The following is a 17,531-nucleotide window of genomic DNA, read 5'->3' as shown; positions in this document are numbered from 1 at the left end:
AATCATGGAAGGTCTTGGTCATTCCGGCATCAGAACGCTGATCGTCATACCCTGCCTCAATGAGGCGAAGACGATCGAGGGGCTGCTTGTCAAATTTACCGATGCGATGCAAGGGCGTCTCTTCCGCATCGTGGTCGCAGATGGCGGCAGCACGGATGGAACCCGCGATATCGTTTCCGCCTTTGCCGCAAAGGACGATCGCGTCACGCTTCTCGCCAATCCGAAGCGCATCCAGAGCGCCGGCATCAATCTTGCCGTCGCCACCTTCGGCGAGGATTTTGATTACCTCATCCGCATCGACGCCCATGGCGATTATCCCGATGATTATTGCCAGAGGCTGATCGAGGACGCCGAGCGCACCGGCGCGGATTCCGTCGTCGTCGCCATGGATACGGTCGGCCACGGCCTGTTCCAAAAGGCGACGGCCATCGCCCAGAATTCCAAGCTCGGCAATGGCGGCTCCAAGCACCGCGAAGGCGCCAAAGGCCACTGGATAGACCATGGCCACCACGCGCTGATGCGGATCGCCGCTTTCGATGCGGTGGGTGGTTATGACGAGAGCTTCAGCCATAACGAGGATGCCGAACTGGATTTCCGGCTACGCAAATCCGGTTTCCGCCTCTGGATGACCGACAAGACCCGCATGACCTATTATCCGCGCGCAAGCGTCATGCCGCTGTTCAGGCAATATCTCGCCTATGGCCGTGGCCGGGCAAAGAACCTCTTGAAACATCGCTCGATCCCGAAAATCCGCCAGATGATTCCGCTCGCCGTCCTGCCGGTTTTCATCCTCGCGCTACTGTCGCTCGTGCATTGGGCCGCACTTATTCCGCTCGGCCTCTGGATCGCCGCATGTGTGGGTTATGGCTTGTGGATGGCAATAGGTCAGCAAAACCCATACGGCCCGCTCGCCGCCTTTTCGGCGATGGTGATGCATCTGGCCTGGTCCACCGGCTTCTGGCTGGAACTCCTGAAATTCCGGGGAAGAAAGGCTGTCTCATGACCGACAACACCGTCACCGGCACGCAAAATCTCAAGACCGTCGATATCGGCATCTGCACCTACAGACGCCCGGCACTCGTCGCCACACTTCTGTCACTCTTCGAGCTGGACGTGCCGGAAGGCGTGAAAGTTCGCCTGATTGTGGCCGATAATGACGAGGAGCCGAGCGCCAAGGCAAGCGTCGATCGCCTGCGTGAAACCGCACCCTTCGAGATCACCTATGTTCATTGCCCGAAATCGAATATTTCGATTGCCCGCAATGCCTGCCTGTCGGAATGCAGCGCGGATTATCTCGCCTTTATCGATGATGACGAGACCGCCCCGCCGCACTGGCTGGCCGCCCTTCTGGAAAAAGCCGACGAGACCGGTGCGGAAACCGTCCTCGGCCCCGTGACGGCGGTTTACCGGGACAATGCGCCGGGCTGGATGAAACGCGGCGATTTCCACTCGACAGTTCCGGTGTGGGTGAATGGCGAGATCATCACCGGCTATACCTGCAACACGCTGCTCAAGATGGATGCGCCCTCGGTCAAGGGCCGGCGCTTCGCGCTGGCGCTCGGCCAGAGCGGCGGCGAGGACACCCATTTCTTCTCGCATCTTCACGCCGCAGGCGGCCGTATCGTCTTTGCGGAAGACGCCGTCTTGTCGGAGCCGGTTCCGGAAAATCGGGCAAGCTTCATGTGGCTTGCCAAACGCCGCTTCCGCTCCGGCCAGACCCACGGCCGCGTGCTGGCTGAAAAGAAACCCGGTGCACGCCGTGTGGTTCAGGTGCTGAAGGCAGGTTCGAAAATGCTGTATTGTGGCGTATTCGCCGCCTTGAACGGCTTCAACGCCGTGCGCCGCAACCGTTATGCGCTGCGCGGCGCGCTGCATATGGGCTCGATGAGCGGCGCTTTCGGCGTGCGCGAAATCCGCCAGTATGGCGCGGTGGAGGCGACCTGATGGAAAATCTCACCTCCCCGCCCGATATCAGCTTCGTCATCGCCGCCTATAATGCCGCCGATACGATCGAAGCCGCCGTTCAAAGCGCGCTCGACCAGCAGGGTGTGACGCTGGAGGTTATCGTCGTCGACGACCGTTCCGCCGACGATACCATCCCCTTCGTTGAGGCGATTGCCGCCATCGATCCCCGCATCCGCCTGCTTGCGCTCGAAGAAAACCGCGGTCCGGGTGGTGCACGCAATGCCGGCATCGAGGCCGCGACGGGACGCTGGATCGCCGTGCTCGATTCCGACGACGTCATCCGCCCGGAGCGTTCTGCCTGCATGATGTGCCGGGCGGAGGCCGCGAATGCTGACATCGCTGTCGATAATCTCGATGTGGTCTATACCGACGGCAGGCCGATGGAGACGATGTTTCCGGAAGAGTTTCTGGAGGAACGATCCGCCCTCACGCTTGAGGACTTTATTTCCTCCAACATCCTGTTCCGCTCCACCTTCAATTTCGGCTACATGAAACCGATGTTCCGGCGCGATTTCCTCAATAGCGAGGCACTGCGCTTCCGCGAGGATATCCGCATCGGCGAGGATTATATCCTGCTCGCCTCGGCGCTCGCCGCCGGCGGCCTCTGCGTCATCGAACCGAAGCCGGGTTACATTTACAATATCCGCGAAGGCTCGATTTCGCGCGTGCTTGAACTTCATCACGTCGAAGCGATGATGCGGGCGGATCAGGAATTCCTGAGCCATTACACTCTGCTGCCCGCCGCCATGGATGCGCAGCAGGCGAGAGCCCGCAGCCTGCGGCTGGCGCATAATTTTTTGACATTGGTGGAAAACATCAAGAGCCGCTCGGTACTGGGCGCCTTGAAGACCACAATCCGAGATCCTGCCGTGCTGGGGCACTTAAGAATGCCGATTGCAGTGCGGCTGAGGAGGCTGCGGGACGCCATGTTTGCGCCCGGAGCGAATACAGGGGTGAAAAGACAGATTTCGTGAAATTTACGCGTAGACGAAATCTGCGCGGGGACTGGGGACAGATCAAACCTTGATGAAGGAGAACGCGATGGACCTGAACAAAACTGTCAGAAAAGCCGTCATTCCGGTAGCCGGCAACGGCACGCGGTTTTTGCCCGCCACCAAGGCGATGCCAAAGGAAATGCTGACGATCGTCGATCGACCGGTCGTGCAATATGCCGTCGACGAGGCCATGCAGGCCGGTATCGAACACATCATTTTCGTCACGAGCCGCAACAAGACCGCCATCGAAGACTATTTCGACAGCGCGCCTGAACTCATCAATACCCTCACCCGTTCCGGCAAGACCGTGCAGGTACTGCAGCTGGAAAAGATGCTGCCGGTTGCCGGCACCGTCAGCTATACGCGCCAGCAGGTGCCGCTCGGTCTCGGCCACGCCGTCTGGTGTGCACGCGAACTGGTGGGCAAGGAGCCTTTCGCGCTGCTTCTGCCTGACATGGTGTCCTATGGCGCACGCGGCTGCATTGCCGGGCTGATGGAGCTTTATGACGAAGTCGGCGGCAATATTCTCGGCGTCGAGGAATGCCTGCCGGAAGAAGTCTCGTCCTATGGCGTCGTCGGCGTCGGCCAGAAGGTCAATCACGGCTTTGCGGTCACCGAAATGGTCGAAAAGCCGGAACCATCCAAGGCGCCTTCGAATTATTACCTGAATGGCCGTTACATCCTGCAGCCGGAAATCTTCGATATTCTCGCCAAGCAGGAGCGCGGCGCGGGCAATGAAATCCAGTTGACCGACGGCATGAGGCGGCTTGCGGAAAAGCAGTCTTTCCATGCGCAGAAATATAGCGGTCGCACCTTCGACTGCGGCAGCAAGCAGGGCTTCATTGCCGCAAACGTCGCCTTCTCGCTGCTGCGCGCCGACATGGAAGCCCAGGTTCTCGCTTCGGTGAAGGAACTGGTGGCGAACCACGAAAGCCGCGTCCAGGCGGCCTGACTTTAATCGCGCCGCCGGGGGAGGCGGCCGGCGCACCAATAACGGGGGGCGGGAAGGCGAGTTTATTCGGCTTCCCGCGTACCATTTTTAATTCACAAGGTAGGTCCATGCACCACAAGACCTTTAAATCCAATATCGGTTTTCCGGAGTCCGGCAAGGATTCCGACACGTTCATCGACCTCGACCGCCTGTGGGCCGCCGTGGTGCGTCGTGCTAATGTCATTGCCGCCTCCGTCATTGCCGCCGTGGTTCTGGCCGGCCTTTATCTGGTGCTTGCGACCCCCGTTTACACCGCGATGACGCAGGTGCTGCTGGATGAAAGCCTTTCCCGTTATGCGGAAGAGGAATCGCCGGTGCCCGCCGCCCAGATCGTCGACAACCGCATCGCCAGCGCCGTGGAAATTTTGAAATCCAAGGAAATGGCGCTGACAGTGGTCGACAAGGCCAAGTTCGACGAGAATGACATCATCGTCAATCCGCCGATGTCGCCGGTCGAACTCGTCAAAACCTCCGTGCGTGGTATCCTTGATCTCGTCCTGCCGGGCGATCCGCCCGTCTCCGAAGCCGCAATCCGCGCCGGACGCCGCGAAAAGGCCGCCGCCGTGCTGCAGCAGTCCTTGACGGTGGAACGTGTCGGCCGCAGCTCCGTCATCGCCATTTCCACCCGCTCGACCGACCGTCAGCTGGCAGCGCAGATCGCCAAGACCTATGCGCAGGCTTACCTCACCGAACAGCTGAACGCCAATTTCGACGCCAGCGAGCGCGCTTCTGTATGGTTGCAGGAACGCATGACCGACCTCAACCAGCGCGCCCAGGCCGCCGAGCTTGCAGTTCAGAAATACAGGTCTGACAACAATATCGTATCCTCACGCGGTGAGCTTATGTCGGAAAGCCAGCTTGCCGATCTTAATGGCCAACTGATTTCCGCACAGGCGGATGCAGCTACTGCCTCTGCCCGCTACAGCCAGTACAAGTCGATTATCGACCGCGGGCCGGAGACAGCTGTCGACAATGCCGTCGTGTCGGCCCGTGATACCGACAACTCGGTCATTCAGGATTTGCGCAAGCGCTACATCACCATTTCCGACAGGCAGCGCGGCATCGTCCAGCAATTCGGCGCCGACCATCCGCAGGCGGCCGCGCTCGACGCCGAGAAAAAAGAGATTTCGCAGCAAATCTTCCAGGAATTGCAGCAGCTGACCGGCAGCTTCAAGAACGAGGTCGACGTTGCCAATTCGCGCGTGCAGTCGTTGCGTGACAGTATCGACAAGGTAGCTGGTCGCAATTCTCAAGCCAACATCACCATGGTGCAGCTGCGTGAACTCGAACAGCGGTCCACGGCGCTGCGCACCCTCTATCAGTCCTATCTCGGCCGCTTCGAGGAAGCCTCGCAAAAGCAGTCACTGCCGATCGCCAAGGCACGCATCATCTCCGAAGCGGGCCTGCCGACATCGCCTTCCAGTCCGAAAAAGACCATGACCATGGCGCTTTCGGTCGTTCTCGGCCTGATGCTGGGCGGGGGTATCGCGGCGCTTCTCGAGTTCCGGGACCGCTTCTTCCACACCGGCAATGACGTGCGCGACAATCTGCGCATGCGCTTTCTCGGCTACCTCCCCTTCATCGGGGAAAGAGGCGTGGAAAACGCCAAGGCCGGCACCAGCGCCGCCACCCCCGGCGGCGAACATGCCACGCTTGACGAAAGCGGGCAGGTCTCGTTCCAGAAAATGCTGCGCCTTGCCGTCGATAGCCCGCGCTCCAGTTTCGCGGAAACGTTGCGCAACGTGAAGCTGACCGCGGATGTCGTCATTCAGGAACGTCAATGCCGGGTCATCGGCGTCATTTCCTGCCTGCCGAACGAGGGCAAGTCGGTCGTGGCGCTCAATCTCGCCGGTCTGATCGCCTCCACCGGCAAGCGCACCCTCGTCGTCGATGCGGATATCCGCAATCCCGGCCTCAGCCGCATGCTGACGACGCGGCAATCCGCCGGCCTGGTGGAAGTTGTGCTCGATGAAATTCCGTGGACGCAGGCGGTAAAGGTCGATACGCGCACGAAAATGGGCATCCTGCCGGTTTCGACCAGCAACCAGTTCGCCCATTCGAGCGAGTTGTTGTCCTCCTCCGGCATGCGCAAATTCATCGACTCGGCGCGCGAGGCCTGCGATTACATCATCGTCGACCTGGCGCCTGTCGTCCCCGTCATCGATGCCAAGGCCTTTGCACCGCAGGTGGACGGTTTCGTCTTCGTCACCGAATGGGGCAAGACGCCGATCCAGATGGTGCAGAACCTGATGGCCAACGAGCCGCAGATCGCCAACAAGACGCTCGGCATCGTGCTGAACAAGACCGACATGACGGAACTGCAGCGTTATGCCGGCCCCGGTGGTTCGGAGCACTATCACGAGAAATTCTCGGCCTATTACGGCGATGCGAAGCCGCCGGTGAAGGAAGAGGCGTAATCGTGAAACGGCCCGGTGAAAACCGGGCCGTTTTATTCTGTGGAAGATTCGAACGATAAACCCATGGTATTGCCCCCCGAAATTGCGCATTGATGGCGTAAAGCTAAAATCGCAAGCAGGATCAGTCCCATGCCATCACCCATCGCCTTTGTTTCACGGATGAATGCGGAAACGGAAGCCGTCTGGAAACAGGCGCTACGCGCCGCCATGCCGCAGGAGGACATCCTCTCCTTCTCCGAATTGACGGACGAACAGCGACGGGCAGTGGACTTTGCCATCGTCGCTAATCCCGATCCCGCCGATATCGCCGCGCTTCCGGGCCTCACATGGATTCACAGCCTGTGGGCGGGCGTCGAGCGGCTGGTGCTGGAGCTGGGCGACAAGGCTCCCCCCATCGTCCGGCTGAAGGACCCGGAGCTTTCCCGCGTGATGGCCGAAGCCGTTCTGGCATGGACCTACTATCTGCAGCGCGACATGCCGGCCTATCGTGAAAACCAGCAAAAGGCCCTTTGGCAGGAGCTGGACTACCGCCATCCCGGCGAGATGACCATCGGTCTCCTTGGCCTTGGAGCGCTTGGCACCGCTGCAGCCGAACGCCTCACCCATGCGGGCTTCAACGTCGTCGGCTGGAGCCGCTCGGCCAAGGTGATAGAAGGCGTGGAAACGCTGACCGGCGATGCCGGGCTGCAAGCTCTGCTGGAAAAAAGCGACATTCTCGTCTGCCTCGTCCCGCTCACCGACGCGACGCGTGGCCTTCTCGATGCCGGCCGTCTCGCCGCAATGAAACAGGGGGCGGCGCTGATCAACTTCGCCCGTGGCGCGGTCATCGTCGCCGACGACCTGATCGCGACGCTCGATGACGGCCGCCTTTCGCATGCCGTTCTCGATGTCTTCGAACAGGAGCCGCTGCCCACGGCTTCGCCATTCTGGCAGCACCCGCAAGTCACGGTCCTGCCGCATATTTCCGCCCCGACAAGCCGCGAAAGTTCGGCCCGGATCGTCGCGGGCAATGTCCGCGCATGGCGCGAGACCGGCAGGCTGCCGGAAACGGTTGACATGATCAGAGGTTACTGAGCCGGCAACAAAGCGGCGGGCGGACTATTCCGCCACCGCGCTCTTTGCCGTATGGGCCTGTTCGACCGCCGAAACGATCTGCTGTTCGTCATAGGGCTTGGTGAGCAGCACCGCGCTTTCGGGCGCCCCTTCCGGCAAATGGCTGTCGCCCGTCGCAAACACGATGGCAAGCCCCGGCTTGCGGCGCAGAGCCTCCACCGCCAGCTCGCCGCCCTTCATGTCGGGCAGACCGAGATCGGTGACGAGAACATCTATGCGGTCTGCCTCGATCACCTTCAGCGCCTGAGCCGCATTTCCGGCCTCGACGACGGCAAAGCCGCTCTCCGCCAGCATCTCCGTCGAATTCATCCGGATCAGCTCGTCATCTTCGACCAGAAGGACGCGTATGGACCGGTTTTCGTTTTCGACCGTCCTCACCGGTTCGGAAGGCTTGGAATAACCCGGCGCAACTGCCGGCCGCGCTCTCGCCAAAGAAACCTGCTTGCGGTTGGCAATCACATGGCGGATGCGCCGTGCCAGCGCTTCGCGCGTATAGGGCTTGGAGAGAAGCTCCACCCCGGCATCCAGCTTGCCGCCATGCACGATGGAGTTTTCGGTGTAACCCGAGGTGAAGAGAACGGCGAGGTTGGGCAGCCTTTCCTGCGCGCGGCGCGCCATTTCCCGGCTTTTCAAAGGCCCGGGCATTACCACGTCGGTGAAGATGACATCGATCGGAATGCCGCTTTCCACCACCGTCAAACCGGCCTGCGCATCACGGGCGGTGAGCACCCGGTAACCGAGATCGCTCAGCGTCTCGACGACGGTGTTGCGCACTTCCTCGTCATCTTCCACCACAAGAATGGTTTCCGTTCCGCCCTCCACGGGGCCGGTCGGCATCACTACTTCCCGGTCCTCATCGGCGGCGGAGCGCGGCAGATACATCTTCACCGTCGTGCCCTGCCCCACCTCGCTATAGATGTTGACGTGGCCGCTGGACTGTTTTGCAAAACCATAGACCATCGAAAGGCCGAGACCGGTGCCTTTGCCCTCCGGTTTGGTCGAAAAGAACGGCTCGAAGACTTTTTCGAGGATCTCCGGCGACATGCCCGACCCGGTATCGGTGACGGCGAGCATGACATATTGCCCCGCCGAAACCTCCGAATGCTTGCGGGCATAATCGCGGTCGAGCACCGCATTGCCCACTTCAATGGTCAGCTTGCCGTGCCCTTCCATGGCGTCGCGCGCATTTATGGCGAGATTGAGAAGCGCGTTCTCCACCTGGTTGGGATCGGCATAGGTGTTCCAGAGACCGCCCGAGGTGATGACCTCCACCTCGATCGCCTCACCGAGCGAACGGCGAAGCAGATCGTCCATGCCGGTCACGAAACGGGAAATATTGATGACGCGCGGTTCCAGCGCCTGGCGACGGCCGAAGGCCAGCAGCTGGTTAGCCAGCTTTGCGCCGCGATGGACGCCGGCCAGCGCATTTTCCAGCCGCCTTTCGGCGCGCTCGTTGCCGATCACATCCTTGGAGAGCAATTGCAGATTGCCAGCAATCACCTGCAGAAGATTGTTGAAATCATGCGCGACGCCGCCGGTCAGCTGGCCGATGGATTCCATCTTCTGCGCCTGCTGCAGGGCCTTTTCGGTCTGGCGGCGCTCCGCCATTTCCGCCTCGACACGGGCTTCAAGGCTTTCGTTCAATTGCCGAAGCTGCTCTTCCGCCCGGATGCGGTGGCGAATTTCGCGCTCGAGATTGCTGGCATGTTCCTTGAGGGTGTCTTCGGCCCGCCGCTGCTCGGTTATGTCAGTGTGAACGCCGACCCATTCGGTAATGGCGCTGGACTTGTCGAAAATCGGCACGCCGCGGATCAAAAAAGTGCGGTAGACGCCGTCGTGACGGCGCACGCGGTGTTCCCAGACATAGGTCGACTTTTCCGCGACCGCGCTGTTCCAGCTTTCGACAGACCCCTGCCTGTCCTCCGGGTGGACGGCGTCCGCCCAGCCAAAGCCCTGATATTCTTCCGGAGTCTGGCCCGTCAGCGCCGCCCAGGCAGGCTGCTCGCCCAGCATCCTGCCATCGGCGCTGTTGGTCCACAGCACGCCGTGCACCGCATCCACCGCCGCACGGAAACGGTTGTTGCTGATGAGGATTTCCTGTTCCGAGCGCTTGCGGTCCTCGATATCGATGATCAGCACATAGATGCCATCGATGGAGCCATCCGTGATATAGCGCGGCACATAGCGGATTTCGGCGGCGCGCATGGTGCCGTCGGGCCTGCGGATCACGGTGTCGGAAACGATCTTCTCGCCGGCGAGCGCACGATCCAGATAGGCCCTGCGCGCCTCAAAAAACGCCTCGCCGACGATTTCGGGAACGCTGCGGCCGATCACCTCCTCGGCGCGGCGGCCGAACCATTCCAGATAGCCGTCATTGGCGAATTTATAAACGTAGTCACGATCGACATACCCGACCAGAATGGGCAGGGCATTGGTGAGCCGGCTTAGTTCCTTGCGGCTCTGCTCCAGCGCCTCCACGGCCTTCACCTTGTCGGTATTTTCGAGCACGGTACACAAAACGCCGTCCACCGTGCCGCCCTCATTGTAGATCGGCGTGTAGAACAGATCGAAGATCACCTCTTCCGGCAGGCCATGTCGCATCAGCGTCATCGGCTGGTCGCGATAGGCCATGACCTCACCGCGAAAACCGGCTTCCAGAATACGGCTGTTCCAGTCCCATATTTCCGGCCAGATGCCGGGCACCGTTCCGCCCAGCGCCCGCGGGTGATAATTGCCGGCGATCTCCGCATAGCCGTCATTGTAGATCATCACGTGATCCCTGCCCCACATCAGCACCTGCGGAATGGGGGAATTGACGACGGAATTAGCCTTTTGCCTCAGATTTTGCGGCCATTCGCAAATAGGACCGAGCGATGTCTTCGACCAGTCGAAGCGGCGCACAAGCTCACCCGTTTCACCACCACCGATCGGCCATACCGGGGCAGCACGAAGATTGGTCATTCAACATCACCACAAAAACCGAGAGGAAATCTCCCGTAATACAGAACAAGATAAAAGTCCAAGAAAACAGAAACTTCCGTTTATTGTTCCCCCGGGTTTCTTCAAATACTGAAAAAGTTCCGTTCTTCCGAAATATTGGGATGCGCGAGCGCAGGGGCGCGGCGAATTCGGTGTCTCCACACCACGGATTTCAGGCTCGCATTCGCGGGACCGGATAATTGATTGATAATTGCCATCCTCAATACGCCAGAATCTGCCGCAAACGGAACGGCCAGAAAGCAATTATTAAGCCTCAATAAAGGCGCTGGCGGTCGCGGTGCCGTCAGCACCCGGGTCTTCGCCACACCGCGACCAGAGGGAACAAAAATGAAAATACTTTTGGGTGCCACAATTCTTTCCGCCGGCTTCGCCTTTTCAGGCGGCGCAGCCTATGCTGCCGACTGCGGAAACGTGACAATCGCCAGCATGAACTGGCAATCCGCCGAAGTTGCCGCCAACCTGGACAAGTTCATTCTTGAAAAGGGCTATGGATGCTCCGCCGAAATCGTGACCGGCGACACCGTGCCGACACTGACCTCCATGGCCGAAAAAGGCCAGCCGGATATTGCCCCCGAGGCATGGGTCAGCCTGCAGCCGGAAATCGTCAAGCAGGGTCTGGAAGGCGGCAAAGTGGTCGCGGCCGCAAAAATTCTTTCCGATGGCGCTGTTCAGGGCTGGTGGATCCCGAAATACCTCGCAGATGCCAATCCCGATCTCAAGACCATTCCGGACCTCTTCAAACATCCCGAGCTCTTCCCGTCGCCGGAAGACAAGTCGAAGGGCGCCGTGTTCAACGGCCCGCAGGGCTGGGGCGGCACTGTCGTCACCGCGCAGCTGTTCAAGGCTTTCGGCGGTGAAAAGGCCGGCTTCACCCTCGTTGACACCGGCTCCGCCGCAGGTCTCGACGGTTCCATCGCCAAGGCTTACGAAGCCAAGCAGCCATGGGTCGGCTATTATTGGGCGCCCACCTCGCTGCTCGGCAAATATGAGATGGTAAAGCTCGAATTCGGCACGGACTATGATGCGGCAGAATGGAAGCGCTGCACCTCGGTTGCCGATTGTCCGGACCCGAAGCCGAACGCATGGCAGGTGGACGACGTGCAGACGCTGGTCAGCAAGTCCTTTGCCGATCGTGCCGGCCCCGCCATGGACTATCTCAACAAACGCGCCTGGACCAACGCGACCGTCAACAAGCTGATCGCCTGGATGACGGATAACCAGGCGACCGGCGAAGATGGCGCCAAGCAGTTCCTGAAGGAAAACGAAGCTCTCTGGACGGGCTGGGTTTCTCCGGAGGTCGCGGAAAAGGTCAAGGCCGCCCTTTAAAAGCCGGTCCTTACATATCTGCCCGGCAACCGGCGTTCGCCAGCGGCAACGCCGCGCCCGCACCGGCTCCGAAATGCCCAAGGCTTTCGGTGGCGATGCGCCGGTTCAACAGAGCGTTCCGCCTTGCGTCCTGAAGGATGCGCGGCGCTCTGGCGATTTTGCTCCCGGAGCGCGGAGGACATCGATCCCCGCCTCCGGTTCGTCATGGAGAACAGGATATGGAATGGCTTTTCAAATTTCCGACCATGAATGACGATGCTCTGCGCGCGCTGAAAAAAGTCATCGACGAGGGGTTCCGGGCTTTTACCCGAACCTATGGCGGCGCAATCGAGGGGCTGTTTACCCCCCTTCAGAGCTTCCTCATCTGGGCGGAAAGGCTTTTGATCGGCGCACCCTGGCCGGTCGTTATTCTTATTGTCGCCGCGCTCGCCTGGTTCGGCAGCCGCAGCGCCACCATTGTTTCGCTGTGTTGCGGCATTCTCTTCGCCATCGGCTGGTTCGGCATGTGGGAAGACACGATGAAGACGGTCTCGATGATCTTCGTCTGTGCGGTGCTGTCCATCGTCGTCGGCCTGCCTATCGGCATCGCCATGGCGCGCTCCAACCGCCTGCAGAGCGTGGTCAATCCCGTTCTCGACGTGATGCAGACGATGCCGAGTTTCGTCTATCTCATTCCCGTCGTCATGCTGCTCGGCATCGGCCGCGTGCCTGGCGTCATCGCCGTCGTCATCTATGCCATTCCGCCGATGATCCGGCTCACCAATCTCGGCATCCGCATGGTCGACCACGACGTGCTGGAGGCTGCCGATGCCTTCGGCTCCTCGAAGCGCCAGAAGCTTTTCAAGGTGCAGCTGCCGCTCGCACTCCCCACCATCATGGCCGGCATCAACCAGACCATCATGATGGCGCTCGCCATGGTCGTCATTGCCTCGATGATCGGCGTGCAGGGTCTTGGCCAGCCGGTGCTGAAGGCCATCGCCAACCAGTATTTCACGCTCGGCGTATTCAACGGGCTTGCCATCGTCGGCATCGCCATCATCTTCGACCGCATCAGCCAGGCCTATGGCCTTCGCCTGCAAAAACACCGGGAAGTGGCGCATGGCTAGTCAATCGATCGAAATTCGCAGCCTCTACAAGATTTTCGGCCCCAAGGCGGCCGACTATGTCGACCCCGTCAAGGCCGGCATGTCCAAGGCGGATCTCAATGCCAAACATGGCCACGTGCTCGGCCTGCGTGATATCAACATCACCATGCCGGGCGGGCAGATCACCGTTATCATGGGCCTTTCCGGCTCCGGCAAATCGACGCTGATCCGCCACGTCAACCGGCTGATCGACCCGACCGCCGGCGAAATCCTCTATGGCGGCACCGATGTCTGTCGCCTCAACGAAGCGGACCTGCTGGAATTTCGCCGCCACAAGACGGCGATGGTGTTCCAGAAATTCGGCCTCTTGCCGCACCGCAACGTGCTGCAGAATGTCGTCTATGGCCTTGAAGTGCAGGGCGTCGACAAGCGCGAGCGGGAGGAAAGGGCGGAAGTCTGGATCAGGCGCGTGGGGCTGGAAGGCTTCTCCAACCATTATCCCAACCAGCTTTCCGGCGGCATGCAGCAGCGTGTGGGTCTGGCGCGGGCGCTCACCAATAATGCCGAAATCCTTTTGATGGACGAAGCCTATTCTGCGCTCGATCCGCTCATCCGCGTCGACATGCAGACGGTGCTTCTGGAACTGCAGAAGGAATTGAAAAAGACCGTGGTCTTCATCACCCACGATCTCGACGAGGCGCTGCGGCTGGGCGACAAGATCGCCATTCTGCGCGATGGCGAAATCATCCAGCAGGGCACGGCAGCCGAAATCGTCATGTCGCCGGCCGACAGTTATATCGAGGCCTTCGTCGAGGAGGTCAATCGCGGCAGGGTCATTCGCCTCGGCGCCATCGTGCAGCCGGAGTTTTCCGGCCAGTCGCGGCTTCAGCTCGATGCGGATATGACGGTTGAAGAGGGCCTGCGCGCGCTCGTCCGGGAAAATGTCAGCAGCGCCACGGTCGTTGGAGAAAATGGTAAGGCGCTCGGCGCCGTCACCACCGACGCCATCATGCGCTGCCTCGTCAGGACCGCCTCGGGTGAAGAAGCGGGCGCGGCAGAACGGCTCTCAGGCTGAGCCTTCAAGCCACCCGGCCATGCCCTTCGCGGCGGCCTTGCCGGTGGCGAAACAGGCGGTGAGCAGATAACCGCCGGTCGGCGCTTCCCAATCCAGCATTTCCCCGGCAGCGAATATGCCGGGGAGCCTTTCCAGCATGTAGCTTTCATCAAGGCCGCTCCAGGCAATACCGCCGGCCGACGAAATCGCCTCGGCAATCGGTCTGGCCTGCAAAAGCGGTATCTCCGCATGTTTTATTCTCGCGGCGACAAACTCGTCCGGCATGGCGGCGATATCGGGAAATATTTCCCGCAGAAGCCCGACCTTCACAGCCGATAAGCCGGCCGCCTTGCGCATACGGTTTGCAAAACTCTCCTTCCGGCCGAGCTTCCCCAGATCGAGGCTGAGACGTTCCACCGTACGTGCCGGTGCAAGATCAATCGCGAGCGATACTTTGCCCGCCTGTTCCAGCCGGTCGCGCAGGGCGGCGGAATGGGCATAGATCACGCTGCCCTCAATGCCATGCTTTGTTATCACGAATTCGCCCTGAAAGGCTCCTGCCGGCGAAATGGTGACCGTGGATTTCACCGCTTCACCCGCAAAACGCTCACGGAAGACATCACTCCAGTCAACGTCGAAACCGCAATTGGCCGGGCGGAACGGGGAGAACTCGACGCTTCTGGCCGCAAGCGCCGGAACCCATGCGGCATCGGAGCCGAGACGCGGCCAGCTTGCGCCGCCCAGCGCCAGCAGCACGGCATCAGCTTTGATAGTGATCTCGCCCTCCGGGGTCGAAAAAACCAGGTGCTCTCCGGAAAAACCCGTCCATCGATGCCGCGTTCTGATGGTTACGCCCTGCGCCTCCAGCCGGGCGAGCCATGCCCGCAGCAGCGGCGAGGCTTTCATGACTGTGGGAAACACCCGGCCCGAGGTGCCGACAAAGGTCTCCTGCCCCAGCCCCTGCGCCCAGTCGCGCAACATATCGGGGGTGAAATCATCGAGGGCGGCACGCAGCCGTGGTTCCGCCTCGCCAAACCGCTGACGGAAACTGTCGTAGTCTTCGGCATGGGTGATGTTGAGGCCGGATTTTCCGGCCATCAGCAATTTGCGCGCCACGGTCGGCATCGCTTCGAACACCGTCACGGCATGGCCCGCGGCCGAAAGCACCTCGGCCGCCATCAGTCCCGCCGGCCCGCCGCCGATAACAGCAACCTGCCTCGCCTTGCTCAAAACCTTCTCCATCGCCATCTTCGCCATTCCGAGCCTTATACCGATTTCCGCATGCGAATATATGCGTTATTGAAACGCCCATGTTCACGCTCGACCGCCCCGTCACCTTTTCGCAGGATATCAAGAAAAGCCGCTTCATCGCCTTTGCCGCACCGGTGACGGGCGAAGAGGACGCGAAGAACTTCCTCGCGGCGCATTCCGATCCCGACGCGAACCATAATTGCTGGGCATGGCGAAGCGGCCAGACCTATCGTTTCAGCGATGACGGCGAACCCTCGGGAACGGCCGGGAAACCGATCCTTCAGGCCGTCGACGGCCAGGCGCTGGATAATGTCGCGGTTCTCGTCATCCGCTGGTTCGGCGGCATTCTCCTCGGCAGCGGCGGGCTCATGCGCGCCTATGGCGGCACGGCGGCGGCCTGCCTGCGGTTAGGCGAGACGTCACCGGTCATCGCTTATGTCAGCGCCACGCTGAGCTGCCCCTTCTCCGATCTGGCGCTGGTGAAATCACGCCTGTCCGCCACCCAGAACCTGCGGATGGAAAGGGAAGATTTCACCGGCACCGGCGCGGATATGCTGCTCTCGGTTCCGGTCGAGGAAGCCGAACGGCTCACCCGGCTTCTGAGCGACCTGACCAGCGGGCGCGTCAATCTCCATATTCCCGACTAGCGGCCTGTCCGAATGTGCAATTCGTGCTAAGGAAGCGACATGTCATCCGAGCTTTCCAACCCCGTCTATAATCCGCCACTCGACCCCTGGCTCACCATCGTGCACCGCGACGACGACCTGCTGGTGCTGGACAAGCCGAGCGGACTTCTCTCCGTGCCGGGGCGCGATCCGGCGCTTTCCGACAGCCTGATGACGCGTGTGCAGAAGCAGTTCCCGAAAGCACTGATGATCAACCGGCTGGATAAGGACACGTCAGGCATCGTGCTGATGTCCCTGAACCGCAAGGCGCATGCGGCGATTGCGTCGCAGTTTGAAAACCGCCAGACGCGCAAATCCTATGTCGCCATTGTCTGGGGAGAGGTTGCCGGAGAGTCGGGAGAAGTGGACCTGCCACTCGCCATCGATCCCGAAAACAAGCCCCGCCACCGGGTCGACCACGAAAACGGCAAGCCGGCACAAAGCCTTTGGCGGGTGCTGGAACGATTACCGCTTCCGGCAACGCGGCTGGCGCTGACACCCCTCACCGGCCGCACCCACCAATTGCGGGTGCATATGAAGGCGCTTGGCCACCCCATTCTCGGCGATGAGTTTTATGCCGAGGGTAAGGCGCTCGCCGCCGCACCGCGCCTGATGCTGCATGCGCAGGAGGTTGGCTTCCGCCATCCGGATGGGCGTGACGTCACCTATACCGTGCCCTGCCCGTTCTGAGGTCGCAGATGAAGGAACAAAAAGAAAGCTTCGTGGTGGATTTTGTCGGCGGTGCGGTGGGCCACCGTTTCCGCTCCGGCGAAGGGCGCGGACAGGCTCTGCCCAAGGCCGCGGGTTTCACCAAAGGCCGAACGCCAAAAATCGTCGATGCCACGGCCGGGTTGGGGCGCGATGCCTTCCTGCTCGCATCCCTCGGGGCTGACGTCACCCTCATCGAACGCTCAGCGGAAATGCATGCCCATCTCGCCGATGGCATTCGCCGCGCCCTGGAAGCGGGCGGCGCCTACGCCGAGGCGGCAGCGCGCATGACGCTGCTCAACGGCGATTCACGCTATCTGCTGAAAGAGCTTTCACCCGAGGTGGTGATTGTCGACCCCATGCATCCGCCACGCCACAACACGGCGCTGGTAAAAAAGGAAATGCGGGTGCTGAGAGAACTGGTTGGCGCCGACCCGGACCAGGTGGAGTTGATGGAGGCTGCACTGGAGAATGCGACAAAGCGGGTGGTCCTGAAATGGCCCCTGCGCGCCGAGCCGATGCCGGGCATTCGCAAGCCTTCGCATCAGATAATGGGCAAGAACACCCGTTATGATGTCTTCATGATCTTCGGAAAATCTCTCGACGAGGAAGAATAATCAGCGGAAGCTCGGCTTGCGCTGCGCATTCATCAAAAGCTCGTGCCGCGAGGCGAACTCGCCGAACAGCTTTCTGAGCCGGGTCTCCTCCGCCTTGTCCAGCCGGTAACGCCGGCAGAATTCCGCAACGTTCAGGATCGGTTTGGTTCTGTTGCCGTCTATGGTCTTGTTGTCGATGATCTGCATGGCGCCCTCCTCATAACAGAGGCCAAACGTCGCTCACGCCTTGCGGTTCCCTATGAATTCGCATGGATGAGAAAAGAGCGTGCAGCCTGCACACGGACCGATCAAGTTTTCTTGAAACTATCGCAGGAAACGAAATCCTCCCCAAATGGTTCTCTGCC

15 protein-coding genes are annotated in these 17,531 nt (G+C 60.6%); 12 read left to right on the top strand and 3 right to left on the bottom strand.

Going from position 1 to position 17,531, the window contains the following annotated elements; translation table 11 throughout:
- The first annotated feature begins 4 nt into the window (after positions 1–4).
- From V6R85_RS16340 to V6R85_RS16315, 6 genes are all read left to right on the top strand, one after another.
- The gene (locus V6R85_RS16340) at positions 5–1,003 is read left to right on the top strand and encodes a glycosyltransferase family 2 protein (RefSeq protein WP_060723808.1); all 999 of its coding nucleotides are present in this window, start codon (positions 5–7) and stop codon (positions 1,001–1,003) included.
- On the top strand, positions 1,000–1,944 hold the full coding sequence (locus V6R85_RS16335; protein ID WP_080867077.1) for a glycosyltransferase: 945 nt from the start codon (positions 1,000–1,002) through the stop codon (positions 1,942–1,944). Before V6R85_RS16340 ends, V6R85_RS16335 begins: the two co-directional genes overlap by 4 nt.
- On the top strand, positions 1,944–2,939 hold the full coding sequence (locus tag V6R85_RS16330) for a glycosyltransferase family 2 protein (RefSeq protein WP_060723806.1): 996 nt from the start codon (positions 1,944–1,946) through the stop codon (positions 2,937–2,939). Before V6R85_RS16335 ends, V6R85_RS16330 begins: the two co-directional genes overlap by 1 nt.
- Before the next feature lie 67 nt (positions 2,940–3,006).
- Positions 3,007–3,912 carry a UTP--glucose-1-phosphate uridylyltransferase gene (locus V6R85_RS16325; protein ID WP_003508507.1) on the top strand — a complete coding sequence of 302 codons (906 nt, stop codon included), beginning with the start codon at positions 3,007–3,009 and terminating at the stop codon, positions 3,910–3,912.
- Between the two features lie 107 nt (positions 3,913–4,019).
- Positions 4,020–6,368, top strand: coding sequence for a polysaccharide biosynthesis tyrosine autokinase (locus tag V6R85_RS16320; RefSeq protein ID WP_003508505.1), 2,349 nt, complete (start codon positions 4,020–4,022; stop codon positions 6,366–6,368).
- Between the two features lie 129 nt (positions 6,369–6,497).
- Entirely contained in the window at positions 6,498–7,442 is a 945-nt protein-coding gene (locus tag V6R85_RS16315; RefSeq protein WP_112295861.1) for a 2-hydroxyacid dehydrogenase, read from the top strand.
- A gap of 24 nt (positions 7,443–7,466) precedes the next feature.
- On the opposite strand, the gene V6R85_RS16310 is transcribed toward V6R85_RS16315, so the two are convergent.
- Positions 7,467–10,442: a PAS domain-containing protein gene (locus V6R85_RS16310; protein ID WP_060723804.1), complete on the bottom strand. Its 2,976-nt coding sequence runs from the start codon at positions 10,440–10,442 to the stop codon at positions 7,467–7,469.
- Between the two features lie 366 nt (positions 10,443–10,808).
- Between V6R85_RS16310 and V6R85_RS16305 the strand changes: the two genes are divergently transcribed.
- From V6R85_RS16305 to V6R85_RS16295, 3 genes are all read left to right on the top strand, one after another.
- Positions 10,809–11,807 (top strand): ABC transporter substrate-binding protein, encoded by a 999-nt coding sequence (locus V6R85_RS16305; RefSeq protein ID WP_060723803.1) that lies wholly within the window; start codon positions 10,809–10,811, stop codon positions 11,805–11,807.
- A 218-nt stretch (positions 11,808–12,025) separates the two neighbouring features.
- A complete protein-coding gene (locus tag V6R85_RS16300) occupies positions 12,026–12,913 on the top strand; it encodes an ABC transporter permease (RefSeq protein ID WP_060723802.1) in 888 nt (295 codons plus the stop codon).
- Positions 12,906–13,967, top strand: coding sequence for a quaternary amine ABC transporter ATP-binding protein (locus V6R85_RS16295; protein WP_003508494.1), 1,062 nt, complete (start codon positions 12,906–12,908; stop codon positions 13,965–13,967). Before V6R85_RS16300 ends, V6R85_RS16295 begins: the two co-directional genes overlap by 8 nt.
- On the opposite strand, the gene V6R85_RS16290 is transcribed toward V6R85_RS16295, so the two are convergent.
- Complete coding sequence (locus tag V6R85_RS16290) at positions 13,959–15,203, bottom strand: TIGR03862 family flavoprotein (protein WP_112295862.1); 1,245 nt, start codon at positions 15,201–15,203, stop codon at positions 13,959–13,961. The two genes, V6R85_RS16295 and V6R85_RS16290, sit on opposite strands and share 9 nt — an antisense overlap.
- A gap of 53 nt (positions 15,204–15,256) precedes the next feature.
- Between V6R85_RS16290 and V6R85_RS16285 the strand changes: the two genes are divergently transcribed.
- Genes V6R85_RS16285 through V6R85_RS16275 form a run of 3 tightly spaced genes read left to right on the top strand, consistent with a single transcriptional unit; the run spans position 15,257 to position 17,187 of the window.
- Positions 15,257–15,844: an IMPACT family protein gene (locus tag V6R85_RS16285; protein WP_112294083.1), complete on the top strand. Its 588-nt coding sequence runs from the start codon at positions 15,257–15,259 to the stop codon at positions 15,842–15,844.
- Between the two features lie 39 nt (positions 15,845–15,883).
- Positions 15,884–16,552, top strand: a complete 669-nt coding sequence (locus V6R85_RS16280; RefSeq protein WP_111782218.1) for a pseudouridine synthase — start codon at positions 15,884–15,886, stop codon at positions 16,550–16,552.
- An 8-nt stretch (positions 16,553–16,560) separates the two neighbouring features.
- On the top strand, positions 16,561–17,187 hold the full coding sequence (locus V6R85_RS16275) for a class I SAM-dependent methyltransferase (RefSeq protein WP_112295863.1): 627 nt from the start codon (positions 16,561–16,563) through the stop codon (positions 17,185–17,187).
- Here the strand turns inward: V6R85_RS16275 and V6R85_RS16270 are convergent, their stop codons facing one another.
- On the bottom strand, positions 17,188–17,373 hold the full coding sequence (locus tag V6R85_RS16270) for a hypothetical protein (protein WP_003508485.1): 186 nt from the start codon (positions 17,371–17,373) through the stop codon (positions 17,188–17,190).
- Between the last annotated feature and the right edge of the window lie 158 nt (positions 17,374–17,531).

Source organism: Agrobacterium sp. CCNWLW32 (assembly GCF_037083425.1).
GTDB lineage: Bacteria > Pseudomonadota > Alphaproteobacteria > Rhizobiales > Rhizobiaceae > Agrobacterium > Agrobacterium radiobacter.
The sequence above is the reverse complement of the archived record's forward strand: the minus strand, read 5'-3'. Positions and strand labels throughout refer to the sequence as shown.